At 67.6% G+C, this 24,886-nt stretch carries 17 protein-coding genes, 1 tRNA gene and 2 pseudogenes; 13 read left to right on the forward strand and 7 right to left on the reverse strand.

The features are described from left to right. The first annotated feature begins 150 nt into the window (after positions 1–150). The 7 genes and pseudogenes from SROT_RS12370 to SROT_RS17490 all read left to right on the forward strand — a co-directional run. The gene (locus tag SROT_RS12370) at positions 151–2,568 is read left to right on the forward strand and encodes a GcvT family protein (RefSeq protein ID WP_013139363.1); all 2,418 of its coding nucleotides are present in this window, start codon (positions 151–153) and stop codon (positions 2,566–2,568) included. Beyond that, positions 2,565–3,725 carry an N-methyl-L-tryptophan oxidase gene (gene solA / locus SROT_RS12375; RefSeq protein ID WP_013139364.1) on the forward strand — a complete coding sequence of 387 codons (1,161 nt, stop codon included), beginning with the start codon at positions 2,565–2,567 and terminating at the stop codon, positions 3,723–3,725. The genes SROT_RS12370 and solA overlap by 4 nt, the downstream gene beginning before the upstream one ends. Continuing rightward, complete coding sequence (locus SROT_RS12380; RefSeq protein WP_041407307.1) at positions 3,722–4,837, forward strand: aromatic ring-hydroxylating oxygenase subunit alpha; 1,116 nt, start codon at positions 3,722–3,724, stop codon at positions 4,835–4,837. The genes solA and SROT_RS12380 overlap by 4 nt, the downstream gene beginning before the upstream one ends. Further along, positions 4,830–6,347 carry an aldehyde dehydrogenase family protein gene (locus tag SROT_RS12385; protein WP_013139366.1) on the forward strand — a complete coding sequence of 506 codons (1,518 nt, stop codon included), beginning with the start codon at positions 4,830–4,832 and terminating at the stop codon, positions 6,345–6,347. Before SROT_RS12380 ends, SROT_RS12385 begins: the two co-directional genes overlap by 8 nt. Before the next feature lie 4 nt (positions 6,348–6,351). After that, positions 6,352–7,902, forward strand: coding sequence for an APC family permease (locus tag SROT_RS12390; protein ID WP_013139367.1), 1,551 nt, complete (start codon positions 6,352–6,354; stop codon positions 7,900–7,902). After that, on the forward strand, positions 7,899–9,449 hold the full coding sequence (locus SROT_RS12395; RefSeq protein WP_013139368.1) for a GMC family oxidoreductase: 1,551 nt from the start codon (positions 7,899–7,901) through the stop codon (positions 9,447–9,449). Before SROT_RS12390 ends, SROT_RS12395 begins: the two co-directional genes overlap by 4 nt. Positions 9,450–9,531: 82 nt before the next feature. After that, positions 9,532–9,747 (forward strand): annotated as a pseudogene (locus SROT_RS17490) (transposase); the annotation flags it as partial. A gap of 76 nt (positions 9,748–9,823) precedes the next feature. On the opposite strand, the gene hutH reads toward SROT_RS17490, so the two are convergent. Continuing rightward, positions 9,824–11,392, reverse strand: coding sequence for a histidine ammonia-lyase (hutH, locus tag SROT_RS12405; protein ID WP_013139370.1), 1,569 nt, complete (start codon positions 11,390–11,392; stop codon positions 9,824–9,826). 78 nt (positions 11,393–11,470) lie between these two features. Further along, positions 11,471–12,295: an IclR family transcriptional regulator gene (locus tag SROT_RS12410; protein WP_013139371.1), complete on the reverse strand. Its 825-nt coding sequence runs from the start codon at positions 12,293–12,295 to the stop codon at positions 11,471–11,473. A 148-nt stretch (positions 12,296–12,443) separates the two neighbouring features. Between SROT_RS12410 and hutU the strand changes: the two genes are divergently transcribed. The 6 genes from hutU (at position 12,444) to SROT_RS12440 (ending at position 18,880) form a co-directional block, all read left to right on the forward strand. Continuing rightward, on the forward strand, positions 12,444–14,111 hold the full coding sequence (hutU, locus tag SROT_RS12415; RefSeq protein WP_013139372.1) for a urocanate hydratase: 1,668 nt from the start codon (positions 12,444–12,446) through the stop codon (positions 14,109–14,111). Beyond that, positions 14,108–15,334: an allantoate amidohydrolase gene (locus SROT_RS12420; protein WP_013139373.1), complete on the forward strand. Its 1,227-nt coding sequence runs from the start codon at positions 14,108–14,110 to the stop codon at positions 15,332–15,334. The genes hutU and SROT_RS12420 overlap by 4 nt, the downstream gene beginning before the upstream one ends. Beyond that, a complete protein-coding gene (locus SROT_RS16590) occupies positions 15,331–16,701 on the forward strand; it encodes a formimidoylglutamate deiminase (RefSeq protein ID WP_013139374.1) in 1,371 nt (456 codons plus the stop codon). Before SROT_RS12420 ends, SROT_RS16590 begins: the two co-directional genes overlap by 4 nt. After that, on the forward strand, positions 16,698–17,891 hold the full coding sequence (hutI, locus tag SROT_RS12430) for an imidazolonepropionase (protein WP_013139375.1): 1,194 nt from the start codon (positions 16,698–16,700) through the stop codon (positions 17,889–17,891). The genes SROT_RS16590 and hutI overlap by 4 nt, the downstream gene beginning before the upstream one ends. Positions 17,892–18,108: 217 nt before the next feature. Further along, the gene (locus SROT_RS12435; RefSeq protein WP_013139376.1) at positions 18,109–18,414 is read left to right on the forward strand and encodes a hypothetical protein; all 306 of its coding nucleotides are present in this window, start codon (positions 18,109–18,111) and stop codon (positions 18,412–18,414) included. A gap of 393 nt (positions 18,415–18,807) precedes the next feature. After that, positions 18,808–18,880, forward strand: a tRNA-Arg gene (locus SROT_RS12440). A gap of 15 nt (positions 18,881–18,895) precedes the next feature. Here SROT_RS12440 and SROT_RS12445 read toward each other — a convergent pair. The 5 genes and pseudogenes from SROT_RS12445 to SROT_RS12465 form a co-directional block, all read right to left on the reverse strand. After that, a pseudogene (locus SROT_RS12445) lies at positions 18,896–19,192 on the reverse strand (tyrosine-type recombinase/integrase); the annotation flags it as partial. Positions 19,193–19,362: 170 nt separating this feature from the next. Further along, on the reverse strand, positions 19,363–19,983 hold the full coding sequence (locus SROT_RS12450; protein ID WP_013139377.1) for a hypothetical protein: 621 nt from the start codon (positions 19,981–19,983) through the stop codon (positions 19,363–19,365). Continuing rightward, on the reverse strand, positions 19,980–20,312 hold the full coding sequence (locus tag SROT_RS12455; protein ID WP_041407311.1) for a TNT domain-containing protein: 333 nt from the start codon (positions 20,310–20,312) through the stop codon (positions 19,980–19,982). Before SROT_RS12455 ends, SROT_RS12450 begins: the two co-directional genes overlap by 4 nt. Positions 20,313–20,408: 96 nt before the next feature. After that, positions 20,409–20,723 (reverse strand): CD225/dispanin family protein, encoded by a 315-nt coding sequence (locus SROT_RS12460; RefSeq protein WP_013139378.1) that lies wholly within the window; start codon positions 20,721–20,723, stop codon positions 20,409–20,411. A gap of 94 nt (positions 20,724–20,817) precedes the next feature. After that, the gene (locus SROT_RS12465; RefSeq protein ID WP_013139379.1) at positions 20,818–24,870 is read right to left on the reverse strand and encodes a type VII secretion protein EccC; all 4,053 of its coding nucleotides are present in this window, start codon (positions 24,868–24,870) and stop codon (positions 20,818–20,820) included. Positions 24,871–24,886 lie beyond the last annotated feature (16 nt).

The following is a 24,886-nucleotide window of genomic DNA, read 5'->3' on the forward strand; positions in this document are numbered from 1 at the left end:
CATGCCTTGACAGCCATCTTTCCATCACCGTACCCTGAGTTGCGTATAGCGAGCTATGTTGCGCATAGTGCAACATAGCTTTCTTGGTCCAGCCTTGGTCCGCCGCAGGCGGACCACCACAGTTGATCCCTCGCAGCCCAGGAGCGGACATTGACATCTCCGAAAGTCGTCATCATCGGCGCCGGCGTCGTGGGCTGCTCGCTCGCCGACGAGCTGACCGGGCGTGGCTGGACCGACGTGACCGTCCTGGACCGGGGGCCGCTTTTCGCCACGGGGGGCTCGACCTCGCACGCGCCAGGCTTGGTGTTCCAGACCAACAGTTCGAAGACGATGAGCACCCTCGCCAGGCGCACGGTGGAAAAATTCCTCGAACTCGGGGCCTTCGACCAGGTCGGCGGACTGGAAGTCGCCACGACCGAGGCGCGGATGGCGGAGCTGCGCCGCAAGTCCGGCTGGGCGCGCTCCTGGGGGATCCAGGCCCGCCTGATCGGACCCGAGGAGTGCGCCGCGCTGCATCCGCTGCTCCTCCCTGAGGCCGTCCTCGGCGGTCTGCACACTCCGACCGACGGGCTCGCGCTCGCGCTGCGCGCCGCCGAAAGCCAAGCAGAACGGGCCAGCGCGCGGGGCGCGAGATTCTTTGCCCGCAGAGAGGCGCTCGAGATCCTCGAACACGGGGGCCGGGCGTGCGGGGTGCGGACCGCCGAAGGCGACATCGCAGCCGACTTCGTAGTCTGCTGCGCCGGGTTCTGGGGGGCCGAGTTCGCCAAAAAGCTCGGGCTCGCCGTGCCGCTGCTCCCGATGGCGCACCAATACGCCACAACCGGACAGCTGCCGGGCCTGCCGGTCGCCGGATTGCCGATCCTGCGCCATCAAGACCAAGACCTGTACTACCGGGCGCACGGCGACCGCCTCGGGATCGGCTCCTACAGCCATCGGCCCATCCCGGTGGACATGGGCTCGCTCGCCGTCGACACGGCGGACGAGCCGATGCCGTCGATGCTCCCTTTCACCGAGGAGGACTTCGCCCCCGCCTGGCGCGCATCGATGGCATTGCTGCCCGCGCTCGCCGAGACGAAAGTCGAGGAAGCCTTCAACGGGGTCTTCTCGTTCACCCCCGACGGCTTCCCGATTCTCGGCGAGCACCGCGAGCTGCCCGGGCTGTGGACCGCCGAAGCGGTCTGGGTGACCCATTCCGCGGGGGTCGCCGCCGCTATGGCCGAATGGATGGTCGATGGGACTTGCGGGCTCGACCTGCATGAATGCGACCTGAACCGGTTCGAGCAGCATGCGTTGAGCCCGACATTCGTCGCAGAGACGAGCGCGCGGAACTTCATCGAGGTCTACGACATCATCCACCCGCACGAGTACCGAACCGTCTTGCGCGGACTGCGCACCAGCCCGTTCCACTCGGCGCAGCAGGAGCTCGGAGCGTCTTTCTTCGAAGGCGGCGGCTGGGAGCGCCCGGCCTGGTTCGAAGCAAACGCGCCGCTCTTGGCCGAGCTGCGCGAAGGGGGGACGCGCATTCCGGAACGCGACGGGTGGTCGGACAAGTTCTACTCCCCGATCTCCATCGCCGAGGCCGCCTGGACGCGAGAGCGCGTCGCGCTCTACGACATGACCCCGCTCACCCGCTACGAGGTCGCAGGCCCCGGCGCGCTGAGCCTTTTGGACCGGCTCACCACGAACGTCGTCGACAAGCCGGTCGGTTCGGTGGTCTACACCCTCATGCTCGACGAGCGCGGCGGCGTGCGCAGCGACCTGACCGTCGCGCGGCTCGGGGCGCACACGTTCCAAGTCGCGGTCAACGGGCCGTTGGACTTCGACTGGATCTCCGGGCACCTGCCCGACGACGGCTCCGTCACGCTGCGCGACATCACCGGCGGCACCTGCTGCGTCGGCGTGTGGGGGCCGCTCGCCCGAGCGCTGGCCCAGCCATTGTGCCCGGACGACTTGTCGCATGAGAAATTCCGCTACTTCACCGCGTTGCGAACGTATTTGGGAGCCATCCCAGTCACGCTGCTCCGTGTCTCCTACGTGGGCGAGCTCGGCTGGGAGGTCTACGCGAGCGCCGAACACGGGCGGGCGCTGTGGGACGTCCTGCGGGAAGCCGGGCGAGAGCACGGGGTGATCGCGGCGGGCCGCGTCGCGTTCAACAGTCTGCGGGTGGAGAAGGGCTACCGTCTCTGGGGAACCGACGTCACCACCGAGCACACCCCGGCGCAGGCGGGCCTCGGATTCGCGGTGCGGATGGGCAAGGGCGATTTCATCGGCAGGGCCGCGCTCGCCGAAGCCCCGGCTCCCCCCACGATGTTGCGCAGCCTGGTGTTCAAGGACCCCGACGCGGTCGTCCTCGGCAAAGAGCCGGTGCTCGTCGCAGGCTCGCCGGTCGGCTACGTGACCAGCGCGGGCTGGTCCGCGACCATCGGGCGCTGCATCGCCTACGCGTGGCTGCCCGCCGAGACGCCGATCGGCGCCGAGGCAACGGTGGACTACTTCGGCGCGGAGCTGGCCGCCGTCGTGTCCGCCGAGCCGGTGGTGGACCCCGAGATGGCCAGGATCAAACGATGAGCACGCCGCACGCGACGCGCGAGCACAGCTACGACGTGATCGTCGTCGGGCTCGGCGGGATGGGGAGCGCCGCCGCGTGCCACGTGGCCAAGCGCGGGCGACGGGTGCTCGGCCTGGAAAAACACACCCCGGCGCACGACAAGGGCTCCAGCCACGGCGGTTCGCGGATCATCCGGCAGTCCTATTTCGAAGATCCCGCCTATGTCCCGTTGCTGCTGCGCTCCTATGCGTTGTGGGAGGAGCTGGCCCGAGACTCCGGGTCCGATGTGTACCGGCTCACCGGTGGCATATTCCTCGGCTCCCCGGACTGTCGCACCGTCGCCGGAAGCCTCAAAGCCAGCCAAGAGTGGTCCTTGCCGTACGAGCTGCTCGACGCCGCCGAGATCCGCCGCAGGTTCCCGCAATTCGCCCCGCAGCCCGACGATGTCGCGCTCTACGAAGAACGCGCCGGATTCGCCCGGCCGGAGGCGACCGTGCAAGCCCATATCGACCTGGCGCTCGGCGCCGGGGCCGAGCTGCGCTTCGGCGAGCCCGTGCTGGACTGGGAAGAAACCGCATCAGGGGTCGTGGTGCGCACAGAGCACGGCCCGTACCTCGCCGAACAGCTGGTGATCTGCCCGGGGGCGTGGGCTCCACAACTGCTCGAACGCCTTCGCATCCCCATCGAAGTGGAGCGCCAAGTGCTCTATTGGTTCGACCCAGTCGGCGGGACGGGCGCGTTCGAGAACGCTCCTGTCTTCATCAACGAATGGCCGGACGGCGCGCAAACCTACGGCTTCCCCGCGATCGACGGGCCGGGCGGCGGCGTGAAAGTGGCGTTCTTCCGCAACGGCTCCCCCTGCTCCCCCGACACCATCGACCGGGTGGTGCGCCCTGCGGAGGTCGACGAGATGCGCGAACGCATCCGCGGCTTCGTCCCCGCATTGGACAGCCCCTGCGTGCACACTGCCACCTGCATGTACTCGAACACCCCGGACGAGCATTTCGTGGTCGCCCGCCATCCTGACTGCGCGGCGGTGACCGTGGCGTGCGGATTCTCCGGGCACGGGTTCAAATTCGTGCCGGTCGTCGGCGAAATCCTCGCCGATCTCGCGACCACAGGCTCCACCGCTCATCCGATCGGCCTGTTCGACCCGCAAAGGCTGGTGCTCCGATGACCCTCTTGCCCACTCTCTCCGGAGAGTACTACCACAGCCCGGACGTGTTCGCCGCCGAGCAAGCGCGCATCTTCGAGTCGATGTGGTTCTGCGCGGCCCGCACGGACGAATTAGCCGCCCCCGGGGCGTTCAGCGCTGTGACCGTCGGGCACGAGAGCATTCTGCTGGTGCGTGGGCGGGACGAGCAGTTGCGAGCCTTCCTCAACGTCTGCCGGCATCGGGGGGCGATGCTCTGCGTCGAACCGCACGGCCAGGCCAAGCGCACACTGCGCTGCCCCTACCACGCCTGGACATACGGTTTGGACGGCAAACTGGTCGCCGCGCCGAACCTGTCTTCCCTGTGCGACGACACGGGCCGGAGCATCGACCGCACGGAATACGGCCTCGTCCCGGTGCCGCTTCGCGAGTGGCTCGGCTACGCCTGGGTGTGCCTGGCCAAGGACCCCCCGTCCTTCGAGACGGACGTGGTCGGGGCGGCGACCGAGCGGCTCGGCGATCCGGCGGCCATCGAGCGGTACCACCTGGATCGGCTCAAAGTCGGCAAACGGATCGAATACGACGTCGCGGCCAACTGGAAACTGATCATCGAGAACTTCATGGAGTGCTACCACTGCGCGTCCATCCACCCAGAGCTGGTCAAAGTGCTGCCTGAATTCGCAGGCGGGCTCGCCGCGCAATATTTCGTCGGCCACGGAGCGCAGTTCGGCGAACACGTCGAAGGTTTCACCGTGGACGGCTCCCCCGGCGTGGCGCAGCTGCCGGACCTCGGCCCCGACCAAGACCGTCGGTACTACGCGGTCACGATCAAACCCACCGTGTTCGTGAACCTCACCCCCGACCACGCCATCGTGCACCGCATGTTCCCGTTGGCCCCCGACCGGACGCGGGTGGTGTGCGACTGGCTTTATCTGCCGGAAGTGGTCGAAAGGGGGGACGACGTCTCCCGCTCCGTCGAACTCTTCCACCGGGTGAACACGCAGGATTTCCAAGCCTGCGAGCGCACCCAGCCCGCGATGCGCTCCCGCGCGTACCACGCGGGAGGAGTGCTCGTGCCCGCCGAGCACCACATCGGCCTGTTCCACGGCTGGGTGCGGAAGATGCTCGATGGATAACGCCCTGCCTTTCCAGCCGCCGCGGCCGAGCCTGTTCCTCGGCGGCAGATGGACCGGATCCTCCGACGACGGGACCCGTGAGTCGGTCAACCCCGCCGACGGGCAGGTGATCGCGCTGGTGGACGAGGCGACTGCGGCAGACGCGGCGCAAGCGGTCGCGGCGGCTCGCGCAGCGTTCGAGCACGGGCGATGGCCGCGCAGCGCCCCCGAGGAACGCGCCGCTCTGCTCTCAGCTATCGCGGAGCTGCTCGACCGCGACCGCGAGGCCATCGCCCGGTTGGAGACGTTGGACACCGGCAAGACCCTGAAAGAGAGCCGGATCGACATCGACGACGTGGCGGCGGTGTTCCGCTACTACGCGCAACTGGCCGAGGACCCCGCCAGCTACGGGCGCAGCGTCGACGTCGGCGAGCCCGATATCGACAGCCGCGTGACGTTCGAACCGGTCGGGGTGTGCGTGATGATCGCGCCGTGGAACTACCCGCTCTTGCAGATCTCGTGGAAGATCGCCCCCGCGCTCGCGGCAGGGTGCACGATGGTGCTCAAGCCAAGCGAGGTGACCCCGCTGAGCACCATCGCTCTGGTGCGCCTGATCGAAGAGGCCGGGGCTCCTGCTGGCGTGGTGAACCTGGTGCTCGGCTCCGGAGCTGTGGTCGGGGCGGCGCTCGTCGACACGCCCGGCGTCGATCTGGTCTCGTTCACCGGAGGCCTGCACACCGGCACGAGGATCGCGGCGACAGCCGCGAAGCACGTCACGAAGGTCGCCTTGGAGCTGGGCGGCAAGAACCCGCACATCGTCTTCGCCGACGCGGACTGGGACAGCGCCGTCGACGCCGTGCTCACCGGCGTCTTCCTGCATTCCGGGCAGGTCTGTTCGGCGGGGACCCGGTTGATCGTCGAAGAGCCGGTGGCGGACCGCTTGGTCGCAGAGCTGGCCGCACGGGCCGCGCGGATCACCGTCGGCGACGGGCTCGACCCAGCGAGCGAGACCGGCCCCCTGGTCTCCTTCGCGCACCGCGAGAAAGTCGAGCGCTATGCGGCCCTCGGCGTCGCCGAAGGCGCTCGGCTCGTTTGCGGCGGACAGCGCCCGAACGATCCGCGATTGGCCGAGGGCGCCTACTACCCGCCGACGATCTTCGACCATTGCGACCGGCGGATGCGCATCGTCCAAGAAGAGACGTTCGGCCCGATCCTGACCGTCGAGCGATTCACGACGGAGGACGAGGCCGTCCGCCTCGGCAACGACACCCGCTACGGCCTCGCGGCCGGGGTGCGCACCGCCGACCAGGAGCGTGGCGAGCGAGTGGCCCGCGCCCTGCGCCACGGCACGGTGTGGATCAACGACTTCGGCCGCTACGCCCCTGCCGCGGAATGGGGCGGCTTCGGCGACTCCGGCTTCGGCAGGGAGCTCGGTCCGAGCGGGCTGGCCGAATACCAGCAGAGCAAGCACTTCTGGCGCAACACCGAGCCGAAAGCCGGGAACTGGTTCGCGGACGGCGGAAAGGACTGAAACCATGGCGAAAGACGCGAAACTCGCGATGCTCGCAGGCTTGAAGATCGTGGAGGCCGACCACGGACTGGCGGAGTTCGGCTACGTGCAACGGCTCGACCGCAGCATCGGCAAGTTCGCGAGCTTCGCGGCAGGAGTCAGCTACATCTCCATCCTCACCGGCGTGTTCGAGCTGTTCTACTTCGGCTACGGCATTGGCGGACCCGCGTACGCGTGGTCGTGGCCGCTCGTGTTCGTCGGCCAGCTCATGGTCGCGCTGTGCTTCATGGAGCTCGCCGCCCACTACCCCGTCGCAGGTTCGGTGTACAACTGGGCGAAAGCCCTCGGCGAGCGTGTCGTCGGCTGGTCCGCCGGATGGTTGATGCTCACCTCCTCCATCGTCACGCTGGCGGCGGTGACGCTCGCCCTGCAGTTGAGCCTGCCGAAACTATGGGCGGGGTTCCAGCTGGTCGGGTCCGCCGAGAACCCGGTGGACCGCGCTGAGAACGCCGCATTGCTCGGCGTGGCCGCGATCGCGCTGACCACAGCCATCAACATGGCCGGAGTCCGGCTCATGTCGTTCATCAACAGCGTCGGCGTGGCCGTCGAGCTGTTCGCCGCGGTGGCGATCGTGGTCGTCCTTGCCGCGAACGCCGTCCGGGGGCCGAGCGTGTTCTTCTCCACCCACGGCGACGGCGCCACGGAGAGCGGCGGATACCTCGGCGGCTTCTTGATCGCCTCTCTTGCGTCCGGGTATGTCATGTACGGCTTCGACACGGCCAGCTCCCTCGGGGAGGAGACGGTCAATCCTCGGCGTACCGCGCCCGCGGCGATCTTTCGGGCGGTGCTGGCCTCCTTTGTGATCGGCGGCGGGATACTGGTGTTCGCGATCATGGCCGCGCCCCGGTTGGACGACCCGCTCCTCGGGAGCCCCGACGGGGGCCTGCACTACCTCGTCGGGCAGGTGTTGCAGGGCCCCTTGGGCAAAGCGTTCCTGTGCAGCGTCGTGCTCGCCGTGTTCGTCTGCGCATTGGCCGTGCACACGGCGGGCATCCGGACGGCCTTCGCGATGGCCCGGGACAACGCGCTCCCGTTCGGGGAAAAGCTCGCCGTGGTCCATCCACGCTGGGGCACCCCCGTGGTCCCCGCCCTCGTCATCGGCGTCGTCGCCGCCTTGATCCTGCTCGTCAATATCGGGCAGCCGCAGATCTTCACAGTGGTGACCTCGATCGCGGTGCTCATGATCTATCTCGCCTATCTGCTGGTCACCGCGCCGATGCTGGTCCAACGCCTGCGCGGGCAATGGCCCAAGCAGCAGAACCGGAAAAAATACTTCCATATGGGCCGATGGGGGCTCGTGGTGAACATCCTCGCAGTGCTCTGGGGCGTGGGCATGGCCGTGAACCTGGCCTGGCCCAGGGAAGAGGTCTACGGCGCCAGTTGGTACAACACGTGGGGCGCGTTCCTCTACATCGGCGTGATCCTCGGTTCCGGCCTCGTCTGGCTCTACGGATGGGGCCGTCGCCACATCGGCGTCATCGCCGCGCACTCGGAGCCGAAACGGGTGCCTGCATGAGCTTCGACTATGTGATCGTCGGCGGCGGCAGCGCGGGCTGCGTGCTGGCCGCGAGGCTCAGCGAAGACCCCGCCGTGACGGTGTGCCTGCTCGAAGCCGGGCCGTCCGACGTCGGCAACTGCGAGATCCTGGAGCTCTCGCAGTGGATGCGCCTGTTGGACTCCGGGTACGACTGGGACTATCCGGTGGAGCCGCAGGAGAAGGGCAACAGTTTCCTGCGGCACGCGAGAGCCAAAGTGCTCGGCGGCTGTTCCTCGCACAACTCCTGCATCGCGTTCTGGCCTCCTGGGGAGGGCTTGGACGAATGGGCGGCGATGGGGGCCGAGGGCTGGGGAGCGGACACGCTGCTTGCGTACGTGGCCCGTCTGGAGAACAACACGGCGCCCGGCGAGCACCACGGGCGCAGCGGACCGGTTCGGATCAGAGACATCCCCCCTGCCGACCCGTGCGGTGTCGACCTGCTCACAGCGGCTGCCGCAGTCGGCCTCCCCACAGTGGCCTTCAACAGAGGAACCACTGTGCGCAACGGCGCAGGCTGGTTCCAGATCAACGCCACCGAAGACGGCGCCCGGATGTCCTCCTCGCGCGCCTACCTCCACAACATTCTTGGGTCACGCCCGAACCTGCAGGTGCGCACGGGATGCCGGGTCAGCGAGCTGCTCATGGACGAGACGCTGAGCGCGACCGGCGCGCGGTGCCTGCGCCCAGATCTGAGCGGGTACGACGAGGTCCTCGCGAGCCGCGAGGTGATCCTCGCAGCAGGCGCGATCGACACCCCGAAGCTGCTCATGCTTTCCGGGGTCGGTCCGGCCGATCACCTGCGGGAGACGGGCATTCCCGTGCGCGTGGACGCCCCAGGCGTGGGCGCGAACCTCGACGACCACGTCGAGGGCCTCGTCTTCTGGGAGGCCGCGCGCCCCATGACCCGCACCTCCACCCAGTGGTGGGAGATCGGCCTGTTCGCCACCACCGACGACTCGCTCCCCCTGCCCGACCTCATGATGCATTACGGCAGCGTGCCGTTCGACATGAACACGGTGCGCTGGGGATATCCGACGACGGAGAACGGCTTCTGTCTCACCCCGAACGTCACCCAAGGCCGCTCCCGTGGCACTGTTCGGCTGCGCTCGAAAGATTTCCGGGACCGGCCGAAAGTCGACCCACGATACTTCACCGACCCCGAAGGGCACGATGAGCGGGTGATGCTCGCCGGGATCCGGCTGGCCCGCACAATCGCAGCCACCGAGCCGCTCCGGGGCTGGGTCGAACGCGAGCTCGCCCCTGGCCTCGACGCGTCCACCGACGACGAGCTCTTGGACTACATCCACAAGACGCACAACACCGTCTACCATCCGGCGGGAACCGCCCGCATGGGGGCAGCAGACGACCCCATGGCGGTGCTCGACCCGCAACTTCGCGTCAAAGGGACACAACGGTTGCGCGTGGTCGACGCCTCTGCAATGCCGAAACTGCCAGCGGTCAACCCGAATATCACCGTCATGATGATGGCCGAACGATGCGCAGACCTCATCAGAAAACACCAGTGAACTGGCCTGTTCCCGTCACCTTGGACGGGGTGGCATTCGGATCATGCCGCACTCGCCGCGATGGCGGGCAGGGTCTCATAGCCACGAGTCGGAGTGGGCTGCGATCCGCGAGGTCGCGGCGAAGCTGGGGGTGAACTCGGAGACGCTGCGCAAATGGGTCTGATCCGGGTCTCGGCCTGGGGCGGCCCGTGCGGCGCAGGAGGAGATCCGCCGGTTGCGCAAAGAGAACGCGGAGTTGCGGCGGGCGAACGAGATCCTGCAGTCCGCCTCGGCGTTTTTCGCCGCTCGGCTCGACCGGACCGCGACGAGATGATCCGCTCTCTCGACGAGCAGGACGAAGGGCGGGGACTGGTCAGAGCGCGACGCCCATCGGGTCACGCCAACGGGCCGATGACGCTCTCGGCGCGACGCACGAGCGCGCCAGAACGGGCGAGTTCGACCGCCGCCTCCAGCTCGGGCGAGAGGTATCGGTCTGAGCCGGGGCCGTCGACCCGCTCGCGGATGGCGGCGATGACCGCCATGGTGGCAGGCGACGGCTCGAGAGGCTTGCGCAGGTCGACGCCGCGCGCGGCGGTGAGCGCCTCGATCGCCAGCACGCGGGTCAGCCCGTCGATCGCGCGGCGGAGCTTGCGCGCCGCGGACCATCCCATGGACACGTGGTCCTCCTGCATCGCGGACGACGGGATCGAGTCCACGCTCGCCGGGTTGGCGAGCCGTTTGAGCTCGGAGACGATCGAGGCTTGCGTGTATTGCGCGATCATATGGCCGCTGTCGACGCCGGGATCGTCGGCGAGGAACGGGTTGAGCCCGTGGTTGCGGGCGATGTCGAGGAAGCGGTCTGTCCGGCGCTCGCTGATGCTGGCGAGGTCGGCCACGACGATGGCGAGGAAGTCGAGCGCATAGGCGACGGGCGCCCCGTGGAAGTTGCCGTTCGACTCGATCCGGCCGTCGAGCGTGACGACGGGATTGTCGACAGCGCTGTTCAGCTCGCGCTCGGCCACCGCCTGGGCATGGGCCATGGTGTCGCGGACAGCGCCTGCGACTTGGGGGGCGCACCGCAATGAGTAGGCGTCTTGCACACGGGCGCAGTCGCCGGTGCGATGGCTGGCCACGATCCCGGAGCCTGCAAGGAGACGGGTCATGTTGGCGGCTGCGGCGGCTTGGCCGGGGTGGGGGCGCAGCCGCTGCAAGTCGGCGGCGAAGACTCGGTCTGTGGCGAGCAGCCCCTCGACGCTCAGCGCTGCGGCGATGTCGGCGAGTCGGACGAGTCCGCCGAGATCGCGCAGCGCGAGCACGAGCTGTCCGAGCATGCCGTCTGTGCCGTTGATGAGCGCGAGCCCTTCTTTCTCGGCTAAGACGACCGGGCGGAGCCCGTGTTCTTGCATCGCCTCGGAGGCGGGTTTGAGCACGCCGTCCTTGTCGCGCACAGAGCCTTCCCCGATCAAGGCGAGCGCCACATGCGCTAGCGGGGAAAGATCGCCGGAACAGCCGAGGCTGCCGTATTCGTGGACCACCGGCGTCAGTCCGGCCGAGATGAGGCCTGCGTACGCCAAAGCGGTCTGGGGCCTGATCCCGGTGCGGCCGGTGGCGAGGGTGGACAGACGCAGCAGCATCATCGCGCGGACGACCTCCTGCTCGACCTCGGGTCCGGACCCTGCCGCGTGCGAACGGATCAAGCGGTGCTGGAGTTGGACGCGTTGCTCGACGGGAATATGTTTCGTGGCGAGCGCGCCGAAGCCGGTCGACACGCCGTAGACGGGGGCCGGCTGCTCGGCGAGCTCTTCGACGAGGGCGCGGCTCGCGGCCATGGCCGCGAGCGCGTCCGGGGAGACGTCCGCCCTGGCGCCGTCGCGTGCGACAGCCACCACGTCGTCGAAGCTGACGGGGCCTATTCCAACGGTGACTGTCGAGAGCGTCGCGGACGCGCCGTGTGTGGCATTCATGGGTTCAGTACACCCGACCCGGCGCGGAGCCGCGTGCCCGATCAAGGGATATTGTCTAGGATCCGAGATGTGGCCCGTTCACGAGCCGTGTGCCGAGGCCCGCCGTCCTTGCGGGCTGGCGAACCATCCCTCGGGCGCCCGCCCGGACACGGCCTTCGTGAGCTGTTGCGCGCCCCTGCGCGCCGCGCTGACAAGGGTCTCGAGGGGGACGTTCGAGCGGTCCTTGCGGCGGGTGATGCTGATCGCGGCGTACGGCCTGCCCGAGTGGTCGAACGCGCATGCGGCCACCGACTGCAGGCCTTCGGCGATCATGCCGTCCTCTTCTGCCCAACCCTGCCGCTTCTCGGCCGCGATCAGGGACTGCAATTGCGATAACGTCGCGGGCCCCCGGCCCGTGCGGTCGATGAACGAGCCCGTGGCGGGGAACAGCGCGCGGACCTGCGAGAAGGGGAGGTGCGCGAGCATCGAGCGCCCGTTGGCCGTGAGATGCGCGGGAAGCCGCACGCCGACGTCGGTCACCGAGGTCACCGGAACCCGCATGAGCGGCGGCTGCTCTTTGATGAGGTACAGCGATTCCGCGCCGTGCAGCACGCCCAGATGCGTCGTCTCGCGCACGTTGGCGGCCAGTCGTTTCACGATGGGCCGCGCCAACAGTTCGAGCGGCTCGTGCCGCAGGTACGCCGACCCCACCTCGAACGCGGCCACTCCGAGGCCGTACGCGCGTTGCTCGGGCAAATGGACCACGAAGCCCCGTTCGACCATGACTTCAAGCAAGTGGTACGCCGACGAGCGGGGGATTCCCAGGTCTCGGGCCAGCACGGCTCCGGCGACCGGGCCTGGCGCGCTGGCGAAATAGAGCAGAACGTCCAACGCTCGTCCGACCGCGGGCGATGTGCTCGACACTCCGACCACCTCCGATCAGTCGACTCCTGGCCTCATTGTCTCGGATGCCAGACTATAACATGAAAATAGTCACGCGGCGACCGTGGACGACTGCTCTACTTGAGGCATTCCGACACAATCCATCGCAACGAGCAAGGATCCGACCGACATGGTTTCCGACCCCAGCCCCCGTGCTGTCCGCGCCGCCCGAGGAACCGAGCTGTCGTGCAAAGGCTGGCAGCAAGAAGCCGCCTTGCGCATGCTGATGAACAACCTCGACCCCGAGGTCGCCGAGCATCCCGAAGACCTCGTGGTCTACGGCGGGACCGGGCGCGCGGCGCGCAACTGGCCCGCGTTCGACGCGATCGTGCGCACGTTGCGAGAGCTCGAGGACGACGAGACCCTGCTCGTGCAGTCGGGCAAGCCGGTCGGAGTCTTCCGCACCAACGTCTGGGCCCCCCGAGTGCTGATCGCGAACTCCAACCTGGTCGGCGACTGGGCGAGCTGGGAGAAGTTCCGAGAGCTCGAGGCGGCGGGTTTGATGATGTACGGCCAGATGACGGCGGGATCGTGGATCTACATCGGAACCCAGGGCATCCTGCAGGGCACGTTCGAGACCTTCGGAGCCATCGCCAAGAAGAAGTTCGGCGGCTCGCTCGCGGGCACGATCACCCTGACCGGCGGCGTCGGCGGCATGGGCGGCGCGCAGCCGTTGGCGGTGACGATGAACGAGGGCGTCGCTCTCTGCGTCGACTGCGACGAGAGCCGCATCGACCGGCGTATCGAGCACCGCTACCTCGATGTCAAGGCGAAGGACGTCGACGAGGCGCTGCGCCTGGCCGTCGAGGCGCGAGACAGCAAACGGCCGTTGTCCGTCGGCCTGGTCGGCAATGCGGCGGACGTCTTCCCCGAGCTGCTCGAGCGCGACGCTCCGATTGACATCGTGACGGACCAGACCTCCGCGCACGACCCGCTCTCCTACCTGCCCAGCGGCGTCGCGTTCGAAGACATGAAGAAGCTGGCCGAGAAGGACGCCGCCTCTTTCACGGAACAAGCGCAAGGGTCGATGGCCAAACAGGTCGAGGCCATGGTCGGTTTCATGGACAAGGGCGCCGAGGTCTTCGACTACGGCAATTCCATCCGCGACGAGGCGCGCAAAGCCGGGTACGGGCGGGCTTTCGACTTCCCCGGGTTCGTGCCCGCCTACATCCGGCCGCAGTTCGAGGAGGGCCTGGGCCCGTTCCGCTGGGCGGCGCTCTCGGGCGACCCGAAGGACATCGAGGCCACCGACCGCGCCATCCTCGAGCTTTTCCCGGAGAACGAGCACCTGCGCCGCTGGATCACCATGGCAGAGGAGAAGGTCGCCTACCAGGGCCTGCCCGCGCGGATCTGCTGGCTCGGCTACGGCGAGCGGCACAAGGCTGGGCTGAAGTTCAACGAGATGGTCGCCTCCGGCGAGCTCTCCGCGCCGATCGTCATCGGACGCGACCACCTCGACTCCGGGTCGGTGGCCTCCCCGTACCGGGAGACCGAGGCCATGGCGGACGGCTCGGACGCCATCGCCGACTGGCCGTTGCTCAACGCGCTCGTCAACACGTCCTCGGGGGCTTCCTGGGTCTCCATCCATCACGGCGGCGGCGTCGGGATCGGCCGCTCGATCCACGCGGGCCAGGTGTGCGTCGCCGACGGCACCGAGCTCGCCGCGCAGAAGCTCGAACGGGTGTTGACCAACGACCCCGGCATGGGCGTCATCCGCCACGTGGACGCCGGATACCCGTACGCGGCGCAGGTCGCCGCCGAGCGCGGCGTGCGGATTCCGATGCGCGAGGGCGCATGAGCACGTTCGACTCGCTGTGGGAATCGACCCTGGACGTGGGCAAGGACCCGGCGTGCGGCGGGTACAACCGCTTCGCGTGGACCACGGAGGACCTCGTCTTGCGCGAATGGTTCGCCGGCTGCGCCGCCGACCGGGGCATGGACGTCGAGGAGGACCGCAACGGCAACGTGTGGGCGTGGTGGCGCCCCCGGCTTTGGTCGGGAGATCCCAAAGGCGCGTTCGTCACCGGATCCCACCTCGACTCGGTGCCGGGCGGAGGAGCGTTCGACGGGCCGTTGGGGATCGTGTCGGCATTCGCCGCGATCGACATCCTCAAAGCGCGCGGGGTCGAGCCGAAGGTCGCCGTCGCCGTCGTCGCGTTCGCCGACGAGGAGGGCGCGAGGTTCGGGGTCGCCTGCGTCGGCTCGAAACTCTCGACCGGGGCGCTGCCCCCGGAAAAAGCGCTGAATCTGCGCGACGGCGACGGTGTCACCTTGGCCGAGGCGATCAAGAAGGCAGGCCGCGATCCGAACCACGTCGGCCGCGACGAGGATCTGGCCGACAAGGTCGGCGTGTACGTGGAGTTGCATGTCGAGCAGGGGCGCGCTTTGGACCTGCTGGGCAGGCCGATCGGCCTCGCGTCGGCCATCTGGCCCCACGGGCGCTGGCGGTTCGATTTCTGCGGAGAGGCGAACCACGCGGGCACGACGCGGCTGGCCGACCGCCGCGATCCGATGCTGGCGTTCGCCACCGCGGTGCACGCCGCTCGTGCGCGAGCGGCCGCCCACGACGCGGTGGCGACGTTCGGCAAGGTGTTGGTGACCCCGAATGGCGCGAATGCCATCCCGTCGCAGGTCCGGGCTTGGCTCGACGCACGCGCGGCTGACGAGGCGACGCTGTTGTCGCTGGTCGAATCGATCACCGCGCATGCCGACCGTGACTGCGGGGAGAGCGGGCTCAGCGTGTCGGTGCACGCCGAGTCGGTCACCCCTGTCGTCGACTTCTCCGCGGAAGTGCGCGCGAAGGTCCAGCAGTCGCTGGCGTATTTGGGCGATGTCCCGGTGTTGTCCACCGCCGCCGGGCACGACGCGGGCGTCTTGTCGGGCACGGTGCCGACCGCGATGCTTTTCGTCCGCAACCCGAGCGGAGTGTCGCATTCTCCGTTGGAGCACGCCGAACTCAGCGACTGCCGGGTCGGCGCGGAAGCTCTGGCGGCAGTGATGGCTGATTGGACGAGCTGGTGAGCGCGACGGGCGAAGCGGTCTGGTGGTGCGAGCACGCGTTGCTCGACAGCGGCGTTGCCGACGGGGTGCTCGTCTCCACAACGGACGGGCGCATCGCTTCGGTCGAGGCCGGCGTCGCTCCGACCAGCGCCAGCGGCGTGCTGCGAGGTTTGGTCGTGCCGGGTTTGGCGAACACCCACTCGCATGCGTTCCACCGGGCGCTTCGCTCGCGCACGCAACGAGACCGAGGATCGTTCTGGACCTGGCGCGAGCTCATGTACGAAGTTGCGGCCCGCCTGACTCCGGATCTGTACCGGGATCTGGCGCGCGCGGTGTACGCCGAGATGGCCTTGGCCGGGATCACGTCCGTGGGCGAGTTCCACTATCTGCACCACGACATGGGCGGCGCCCCGTACGCCGAACCGAACGAGATGGGCCTGGCGCTGATCGCCGCAGCGTCTGAGGCGGGCGTCCGGATCACGTTGCTCGACGCCTGCTATCTCAGCTCCGCCGTCGACGGCTCGCCGCTGGCCGAAGGCACGCAGCAGCGGTTCGGCGACGGGAGCGGGGACGCATGGGCAGAACGCGTCGAAGCGCTCCACAAACAGGTCGGCGACCAACCGGGGGCGCTGGTCGGGGCGGCGTTGCACTCGGTGCGCGGCGTGCCCGTGTCGCAGATGCCAGCAGTGGTGGAGTGGGCCGCCGCGCGCCGCGCGCCGCTCCACGTCCATTGTTGCGAGCAGGTCGGCGAGGTCGAGCAATGCCTCGCCGTCCACGGGCGCACGCCGATCGCGCTCTTGCGCGATGCGGGGGCGCTCGGGCCGAGGACCACTTTGGTCCACGCCACCCATCTCGCAGCCGACGATCTGGCGGCCATCGACCAGAGCGCCACCGGGGTGTGCTTCTGCCCCACGACCGAACGCGATCTCGGCGACGGCATCGGGCCCGCTTCTGCGTTGCTCGCGGGATCCGGATCGTTCAGCCTCGGCTCGGACAGTCACGCCGTCATCGATATGTTCGAGGAGGCCCGCGCTGTCGAGCTCGACGAACGGCTCGCCCGCCAGGAGCGGGGGTTGATCACGGCGAGCCGCCTGCTCAGAGCCGCGACGATCGAGGGGCAACAGTCCCTGGGGTGGAGCGACGCGGGGCAGATCCGAGCAGGCGCCCGGGCGGATCTGGTCGCGGTGGACATGGGCTCGGCACGCACGGCGGGCGGCGGAGCCACGGTGGAGAACGTCGTCTTCGCCGCGACTGCCGGGGACGTCACCGATGTCGTCGTCGACGGGCGGTTCGTCGTGCAGGACCGGCGGCACACCGCTGTGCCAGACGTGCCACGAGCGCTCGCCGACGCGATCGGGGCGGTCATCGGCGGGGGAGGCTCTCAGTGAGCGTCGTCTACGAGAACATCGGCGAACTCGTCACCAACGACCCGGAGCAGGGCGACGGGAGCGCGCTCGGCATTCTGCATGACGCTGCGCTCGTCACCTCTGGCGGACGCGTTCTCTGGGTCGGCCCGCAGGCGTGCGCCCCCGACGCGGACCGTCGGGTCGACGTCGAAGGGGCCTGCGTTATCCCCGGCTTCGTGGACAGCCACGCCCATTTGGTTTTCGCCGGGGACCGGTCCGCGGAGTTCGCCGCCCGGATGAGCGGCGAGGAGTACGACGGCGGCGGCATCGCGACCACTGTCGCGGCCACCCGCGCAGCGGATGACTCCGTGCTGGCGGACAACGTCGACAGGCTCGCGGCGGAGCTGCACCGTGGCGGAGTCACCACGTTCGAGACCAAAAGCGGCTACGGGCTCGCCATCGAGCACGAAGTCCGGTCGCTCCGGATTGCGCGGCAGTTCACCCCCGAAACCACCTTCCTCGGCGCGCACGTCGTCCCGGCGGAACACCGGGGCGACCGCGACGGCTATGTCCGGCTCGTCGCAGGCGACATGCTCGCCGCGTGCGCGCCCCACGCGCGCTGGATCGACGTCTTCTGCGACAGGGGCGCCTTTGACATCGATGAAACCCGGTTCATCCTCGAAGCGGGAGCCCAGGCCGGGCTGCTCCCCCGGCTGCACGCCGGACAGCTCGCGCACGGGGGCGGGGTCCGGCTCGCCGTGGAGCTGCGAGCGGCTTCGGTGGACCATTGCACCCACACCAGCGACCTCGACGTCCAGGCGCTCGCCGCAGCCTCAGACACCACGGTCGCCACGCTCCTGCCCGGAGCGGAATTCTCAACGCGGGCCCCGTGGCCGGACGGTCGGAGGCTCATCGACGCAGGTGTCGTCGTCGCGCTCGCAACCGACTGCAACCCGGGCAGCTCCTACACCTCCAGCATGGCCTTCTGCATCGCCCTCGCGGTGCGCGACATGCGCCTGACTCCGGCCGAGGCTGTGTGGGCGGCCACGGCCGGGGGAGCCAAAGCGCTGCGCCGCGACGACATCGGGGGGCTCTCGCCAGGCAAGCGCGCGGACTTCGTCCAGCTCGCCGCCCCCTCTCACATCCACCTCGCGTACCGGCCGGGCGTCCCGCTCGTCCGCGACGTCGTCAAAGACGGTCGAAGCTGTCGATGTGAACCGCACCGGGTTTAGTGGAGGGCATGTTCCCCCGGAAGGTTGGGAGTCATGTCAACACAACCGAAGCGGCCTGCGCCGAAGCGGTACCGGCCCGAGTTGCGTGAGCGTGCGGCGAGCATGGCGTGGGAGGCGCACGAGGAGGAGCCAGGGCTGTCGCAGACCCAGGCCCACGCGCGGATCGGCAAACGACTGGGCGCGCTCTCCCCCGGTCCACCAAACCGCCGCCGCACGTATGCCCCTCGAACTGGTCAAAGACTGCCCGTGCGGCGGAATACACCGCCTGGAGACCACGGACAGGCAGATCTGCGAGACCCAGGTCATGGACACCAGGGAGCAGCACATCGTCCCGCTACCTGTGAAGCGACTCGTCAAACGGCGCAACCAGAGCATCCCCAAGGCGTACCGGTGGTACCAGGAGGTCGAACTCTCCTGCGGCACGACGAGGCGCGTCCGCGTCGACGCCACCGACGAGGACCAGCGCACCGGGTTTAAACGAGCCGAACGCGTTCGTCAGCACGCCCCCCGCAGTGCCGTCTAACAGAGCAACTACGGCTTCCGAGCAGAGGCCGAATCGTGGAACAACACCCTCGACCGCACCCTCTACGGCGGCAGCATGATCGCCAAGACAGCGGACCGGCAGCTCCTCGTCATGATCGGCCACATGCTGGCAAGAAACGTCCTGGCGCTCCGCGCCGCCCGACGACAGCCACAGCAGCCCAGCGCTTAACCCGCGCCGAGCCCCGGCATCACAGAAGAAGCGAGCTGAGGCTCACGGCCTCCTGTAACCGAAAAGAGAGCCCAGCTCGTGGCCCCTTCCAAGATCGGAGGGGGCCACGAGCCTTTTTGCGTTTCCGCGAGTTGAGGGAACCCCGTATACTCAAACACCGCCCGACTGGCTCCCGATTTCAGTCCACGAAACGGTCCAGTCCCCGGCCCCGTAGCTCAGTGGATAGAGCAAGGGTTTCCTAAACCCTGTGTCGGAGGTTCGATTCCTCTCGGGGTCACACTATAATAACTGTTCAAGCGGCATGTTTTTTCGGTAGGCGCGGTTTGTGGGCCTTCTGTTGACGCCCGTGGACACATTTTGGACACAGCTTGGCGGGATCCTCCGGCTCGGGGACTCCGGGGAACGCGACCACGTCGAGCCGGTCGGCCACTTGGTCGAGGTCGTCGTCGAAGAGGTCGGCGTAGCGGTCGAGGGTCTGCGATGCCTTCGCGTGGCCGAGCATCCGCTGCAGCGCCTTCACGTTCGCCCCGGCGGAGACCGCGAGGGAGGCTGCGGTGTGCCGCAGCTCGTGCGGGGCGATCTTCGGCACGGGAGCCTGACCCGGTTTTCCGGACAGTTGTCATGGCGGGCATCGCCGCAGCACTCGCCTGCGTCCCGTGGGCACCGCGAAGCCCTTGGTTCCTCGCCGGGGCTGTCGTCTTCGCCGCATCGCTCCTGGCCTCGGGAAAGCGCGCCCGAAATCAGCTGCCCGCTGGACGGTTAACTCGCCGGAACCGCCCCGGCGTCCGCCGCCGCCTCGGAGAATGCCTGCGGGGGAATCCGAGCGTGCAGATGTTGGTGCAGCTCGTCAAGGCCGAGCTGCAGAACATGGCTGAAGGGGATCGCAGCCGCGAGGCCGAGCAGCGCTCTCGGCTGCGGGTCGTCTTCCAAGTACAAACGGACAAGGCGCGAGTTGTCCGGGTCGACGGCTTCTGCCCGAATGCCGACCTGCCATCCGACTTCGTAGAACACAGCGGACAGCGGCCTGAGGCCGTACTCCCGGCGCACCATGTCGCCGATCCGCCAGATGAAGAATTTCTCCACATCGTAGAAGTCGCTGATTTCCGCCCATGGGCTGCGGTCGCCTCGGTCCTGGACGTCGATCCGATAGCCGTTCGGAGTCTGCGCGAGGATGTACACGATCTGCGGGGTGAAGAGGCCGAACTCCCCCGTGGGAGACATGCGGGGCCCGGTGGGCATCGTGGCGGCCGGCACTGCCCTGCCGGTCTGAGCGATGGCCTCGACCCGCGCGCTGCGGGCCGCTGCGGCGACCTGCTCCCAGTAATCCCAGTACGCGACGATCTGACGCAATGGCTCAGGAAAGAAATTCGGATTCGTCATTTCCAGCTCCCCGGCTCGAGAACTCCCATGAGCACAAGGCTCTCCACGCAGGGCAACTCGCCCGGCGGCGCGACGATTTGGTATTGGACCCCGCCGCCGGGCTGGCCGAACCACGGGACGGCACGGGACTCCTCAAGCCACCATCCGGGCAACAAGTCCTCGCCGGTCGCGGTGTACGTCTGATACGGTTCGAGCAGGCTCTCCGGGGGAAGGGAGCGCGCCGCGAACGACACTCCTTTGGGGTACAGCCACCTGCCGGTCTCCGGGCCAAAGTGGTCGAACTCCTCCCCTGCGGGAATGCTGGTCAACTGCGACACCAGCTCTGTCATGCTCGCCGCCCTCCTTTGAAAAAACTTTCGCCCGCCCAGCATAGCTCCCTGGCGCGCGCAGCGCGAAGGGGGCGGACCGACCGGAAGAACAGCCTCTTACCGGGCCTTCACCAGGTGCAAAACGAGCCACAGCAAAAGGAAGAGCAACGTCGAGACGACACACGCGCCGATGGAGAACCAGCCCCAGAACTTCGCCTTGCCCGAAGCCTCCTGCGCGCCCTGCTGATCGCCCTGCGCCCAGAGCGGGAAGACGTTGAGCGCGTGCGTGAAAGCGACGAAAGCGAACGGGAAGAAGCACACCACCGAAGCGACCGCCCAGCCGACGTTCGAAGGAGGCGGACCAGCCTGGCGAGGCGGTTGAGGCTGACCCGGCTGGGCGTATGCGATGTGCTGTTCGGGGGCTTGGGTCATAGGTGTTTCCGTTCCAGTTCGGCGGTCTGGGCTCGCCCAGGCCGCAGGGGCGCGAATTTCGCGCAACTCTACCCCGCGCGCGTGGGCAACCGGGTTAAATCGGCGGCAGATACGCGATCTGAATGAGCTGGTTGCCGCCCGCGCGGGTGATGTACGTGCCTCGTCCAGGCGGCATGGCGGACATCTTGATGCCAGCGAGCACCGCGCCTTCGTCTTTGTTGCCGCTCATGAGCAAAGCGTCGGTGGTGAGATCCTTGAGCCGGCCGAGGACCGGGTCGTAGATGGCCCGGCCGACGCCGCCGGAGCGGCGAGTGACGATCAGGTGCAGGCCGACGTCTTTGCCTTGGCCGAGGTAGTCGACCAAGGGAAGCAACGGGTTCGGGTTCGTGGCCACCAAGTCGTAATCGTCCACGATGATGTAGTACTCCGCGCCGCTCCACCATGAGCGGTCGCGCAGCTGTTGCTGGGTGACGCCGACGCCAGGCAGGCGCTCCTTCAACTTGTTCGCCATCGCGCCAACGACTGCTTTGGTCTGGTCGATGCTCGAACAGTATGTGATGAGGTACTCGTCGGAGACGACTCCCAGCATGGTGCGGCGATAGTCCAGAAGAAGGATCTTCGCCTGGTCCGGAGTGTTGTTCTCCATGATGCTGGCGACGATGTTGCGCAGCAGTGTCGTTTTGCCGCACTCGGGGTCGGCGAATGCCATGAAATGCTGCTGGCTGTTGAAATCGATGAAGACGGGGGCCAACTCGTTCTCGTTGATGCCGATGAGCGCTTTCGTCGGCGTGCGGTCTGCGGCCGGGATCTGCCCGAGCAGGCTGTCGCGATGGACCTGTTCTGGAAGCATGCGCACTTCCGGCGCAAAGGCGCCCGGCTTGCTCACAGCTTTGATCTCCTCCACGGAGGAGCGCACCGCCTCAGAGATGTTCTCGTCGGTCGTCTGCGAGTCCATCCGGGGCAGCCCGATGAGCATGTGCAGTTGTTCGACGTTCACCCCTCGTCCCGGTTTGTTCTTCGGGACCACCTTCGCGACCTGTTTGCCCATCTCGGACTCCATCGGGTCGCCGAGGCGGAGCTCGACGCGGGTGCCGATGGCGTCTTTGATCGCGGCGCGGATGTCCGCCCACCGGTTGGTGGCGAGGATGAGGTGCACACCGTAGGACAGGCCCTGCGTCGCCAAGGACTGGACTTTCGGCTGGAGGCTTTCGTCCTCGTCTTTCGCGGCGGCCCAACCATCAATGATGAGGAAGACATCGCCGAACTTGTCATCGGCAAGCGGGTCGGGCGTGCCCGGGGGCGCAGCCAACGCCGCAGTTTTGCGGCGGCGGAATTCGCGCATGGAGTCGATGCCGAGCGCGCGGAAACGTTCCTCGCGCTGTCGGATCAGCGTGAGCATTTCCGCGATGGTGCGCCGGACCCTGTCCGGCTCGAGGCGGGTCGCGACCGAGCCGACATGCGGCAAATTCGCAAGACCTGAGAGCTTGCCGCCGCCGAAGTCGAGGCAGTAGAACTGCACTTGCTCCGGGGTGTGCAGGACCGAAGCCGACATAATCAGGGTTTGCAGGGCGTTCGACTTGCCGCTCTGGGGGCCGCCGACGATCGCGACGTTTCCGGCCGCGCCGGACACATCGATGTACAGGTTGTCGCGGCGCTGGTCGTAGGGACGGTCGACTGTCCCGATGGGGATGACCAGATTCCCGAAGCGTTTGCTGTCGTCCCGCCAATCGAAGTCCTGCGGGAGCAACATGTCCACGGTGGGCGACTCGTTGAGCGGGGGCAGCCACACCTCGTGGGCCAGGCTGCCGTGGCCCACCAAACGGCTGACGCACATCTCCAACAGGGTGATCCGCTTGCCGTCCTTCATCAGGTGCGACTCGTCGACCGTTTCGTCCTCGGGCTCTTCCAGCTCGAGGACTTCCGGCTCGGGGGGCAGCTCGACAGGGACCTCTGCGGCGGTGAACATTTTCGGGCGCACGTCGCCGTAGACGCTCTTGGCGACTTCGACCGTTTTCGGGCCGCCGCGTTTGGGCACGTACGGGCCAGAGACGTAGGAGGCGTTGAACCTCCTCGGCTCATCCGAGTCGCATTTGAGGAAGCCGGAGCCAGGGATCGCCGGAAGGTGGTACGCGTCAGGCACGCCAAGAACGGTCCTGGACTCCGCGGCGGAGAAGGTCTTCAAACCGATCCGGTACGATAAGTGGCTGTCGAGGCCCTTGAGTTTGCCCTCTTCCAGCCTCTGGCTGGCCAAGAGCAAGTGGACTCGCAAGCTTCGGCCAAGACGGCCGACCATGACGAACAGGTCCGCGAAGTCCGGGCGCTGGCTCAGGAGCTCGGAGAACTCGTCCACCACGATGAACAGGGCGGGGAACGGGTCGAGCGGCAGCCCGGTCTGGGCGTTGGTGGCTCCGTTCATACGGGCGGCCTCGTAGAACGCGACGTTCACGAAGTTGCCCGCAGAACGCAACAGCTCCTGACGGCGGTTCATCTCGCCCTTGATGGCGTCGCCCATGCGGTCGACCAGGTCGCCCTCTTCTTCAAGGTTCGTGATGACCGCCGCGACCTGGGGCGCGGTGTCCAGGCCGAGGAAGGTCGCACCACCTTTGAAGTCCACGAGGACGAGGTTCAAGGAGTCTGCCGAGTGCGTGATAATCATGGACAGCACCAGGGTGCGGAGGAATTCCGACTTGCCGGAACCAGTCGCGCCGATGCACAGCCCATGCGGGCCCATGCCGAACTCTGCTGCCTCTTTGATGTCGATCTCCAGCGGCGAGCCGTCTGCGGCCAGTCCGATGGGGACCCGCAAACGTTCGCGCGAGGAACGCGGCCGCCATGTGACATTGGGGTCCAAGCTGCCAGCGTCGTGGATGCCGAGCAGCGGCATCAACCCGGGATCGGAGACTGTGGTGGTCTCTTGCTCCAAGCTCAGCATCTGCGCCGCCGTCGCGGTGCGGTAGCGCGACATGCGGCGGGCGAACACTTCGGCCTCGGCCACGGAGGCGTTGTCCGCCTTCGCGAATTCCTCAAGGCCGTTCGCGGCCTGCGCGCCCACGGCGCCGTTCTCGACCGCGAGCTGCAGGCCGCGGCGGGACAAGCTGTTGCTTCCTGGGCAGACGTCGATCACGGTCACGGAATCAAGACCAGCGTCGGAGACGCACTTCTCGTCGCCGGAGACATAGCCGTCGTCCAAGACCAGGAGGATCTGTTGCCGGCCAGCCATCACGGGGGCGCTCCGGGCGAAACGGCCCCGCTCGCTGAGGTCCGGCATCGAAGTCTCGAAGTCGTGCAGCGAGTCGTAGATCATCCGCACTGGACCGAGCCCGTCGCGCTCAGTCGGATGCTGGCAGTGGGGCAGCCACTTGGCCCAGGACCATGCCTCGCCCTCGACGTCTGAGGTGATGATCGCGACGAGCACATGGTCTGGACCGTGGAAAGTGCAGATCTGCATGATTAAAGAGCGGATCAGGGACCGCACTTCACTGCGGTCGCCGTCGAACCCGATGCAGGGGAAACCGCGCAGCGACACGGCCGTCGGCATATCGTGCACCACGGAGTGTGTGCGCACAAACCGGCGCAAAGCGACAGAGGTGACCGGCTCAAGGTCTTCGAGGGGGGCGGTCTGGGGAGCCATCAACCGGGAGGCGAGCCGCTGGCTGCCCAGGCCAAGGCGCACATGGCAGAAGTCGGCGTCGTTGGTCCGGCGCTCCCACATACGGCGCGTGCCGATCAGGGTGATAAGCCGTGACGGGTCGGGCTGCGACCAGGTCGTGGACTTGCGCTGGGCAATCGCGGTTTCGTGCACTTCGTCGCGGGTCTGGACGAGGTAGCGCAAGTAGTCTTTGCGCTCTTCGTTGAGCTCCGCCGATTTCGAAGCCCGCCCGCCGCCGTGGACCGACATGCCCGCCATGGACATGAGCATCATCAAAGGGAAGATGAACATTTGCGGCGAGAGCTGCCTGCGGCCGGTGGCGACCATCATGGACATCATGCCGATCATGGCGACGACCATGACCACAGGCATGAGCTTCTGCATCAGTCCGCCAGGAATGCTGCGAGAGACTTCCGGCGGCGGTTGGAGGTTGATCTCTCCGCCGGGCATGCGAGGCTGCGCGATCCGCGCTTTTCGGATAAACCCTTCCGTGGTCATTTCTTTTTCCTCGCTT

It is taken from the genome of Segniliparus rotundus DSM 44985, assembly GCF_000092825.1.
In the GTDB taxonomy this organism is placed as follows: Bacteria; Actinomycetota; Actinomycetes; order Mycobacteriales; family Mycobacteriaceae; genus Segniliparus; species Segniliparus rotundus.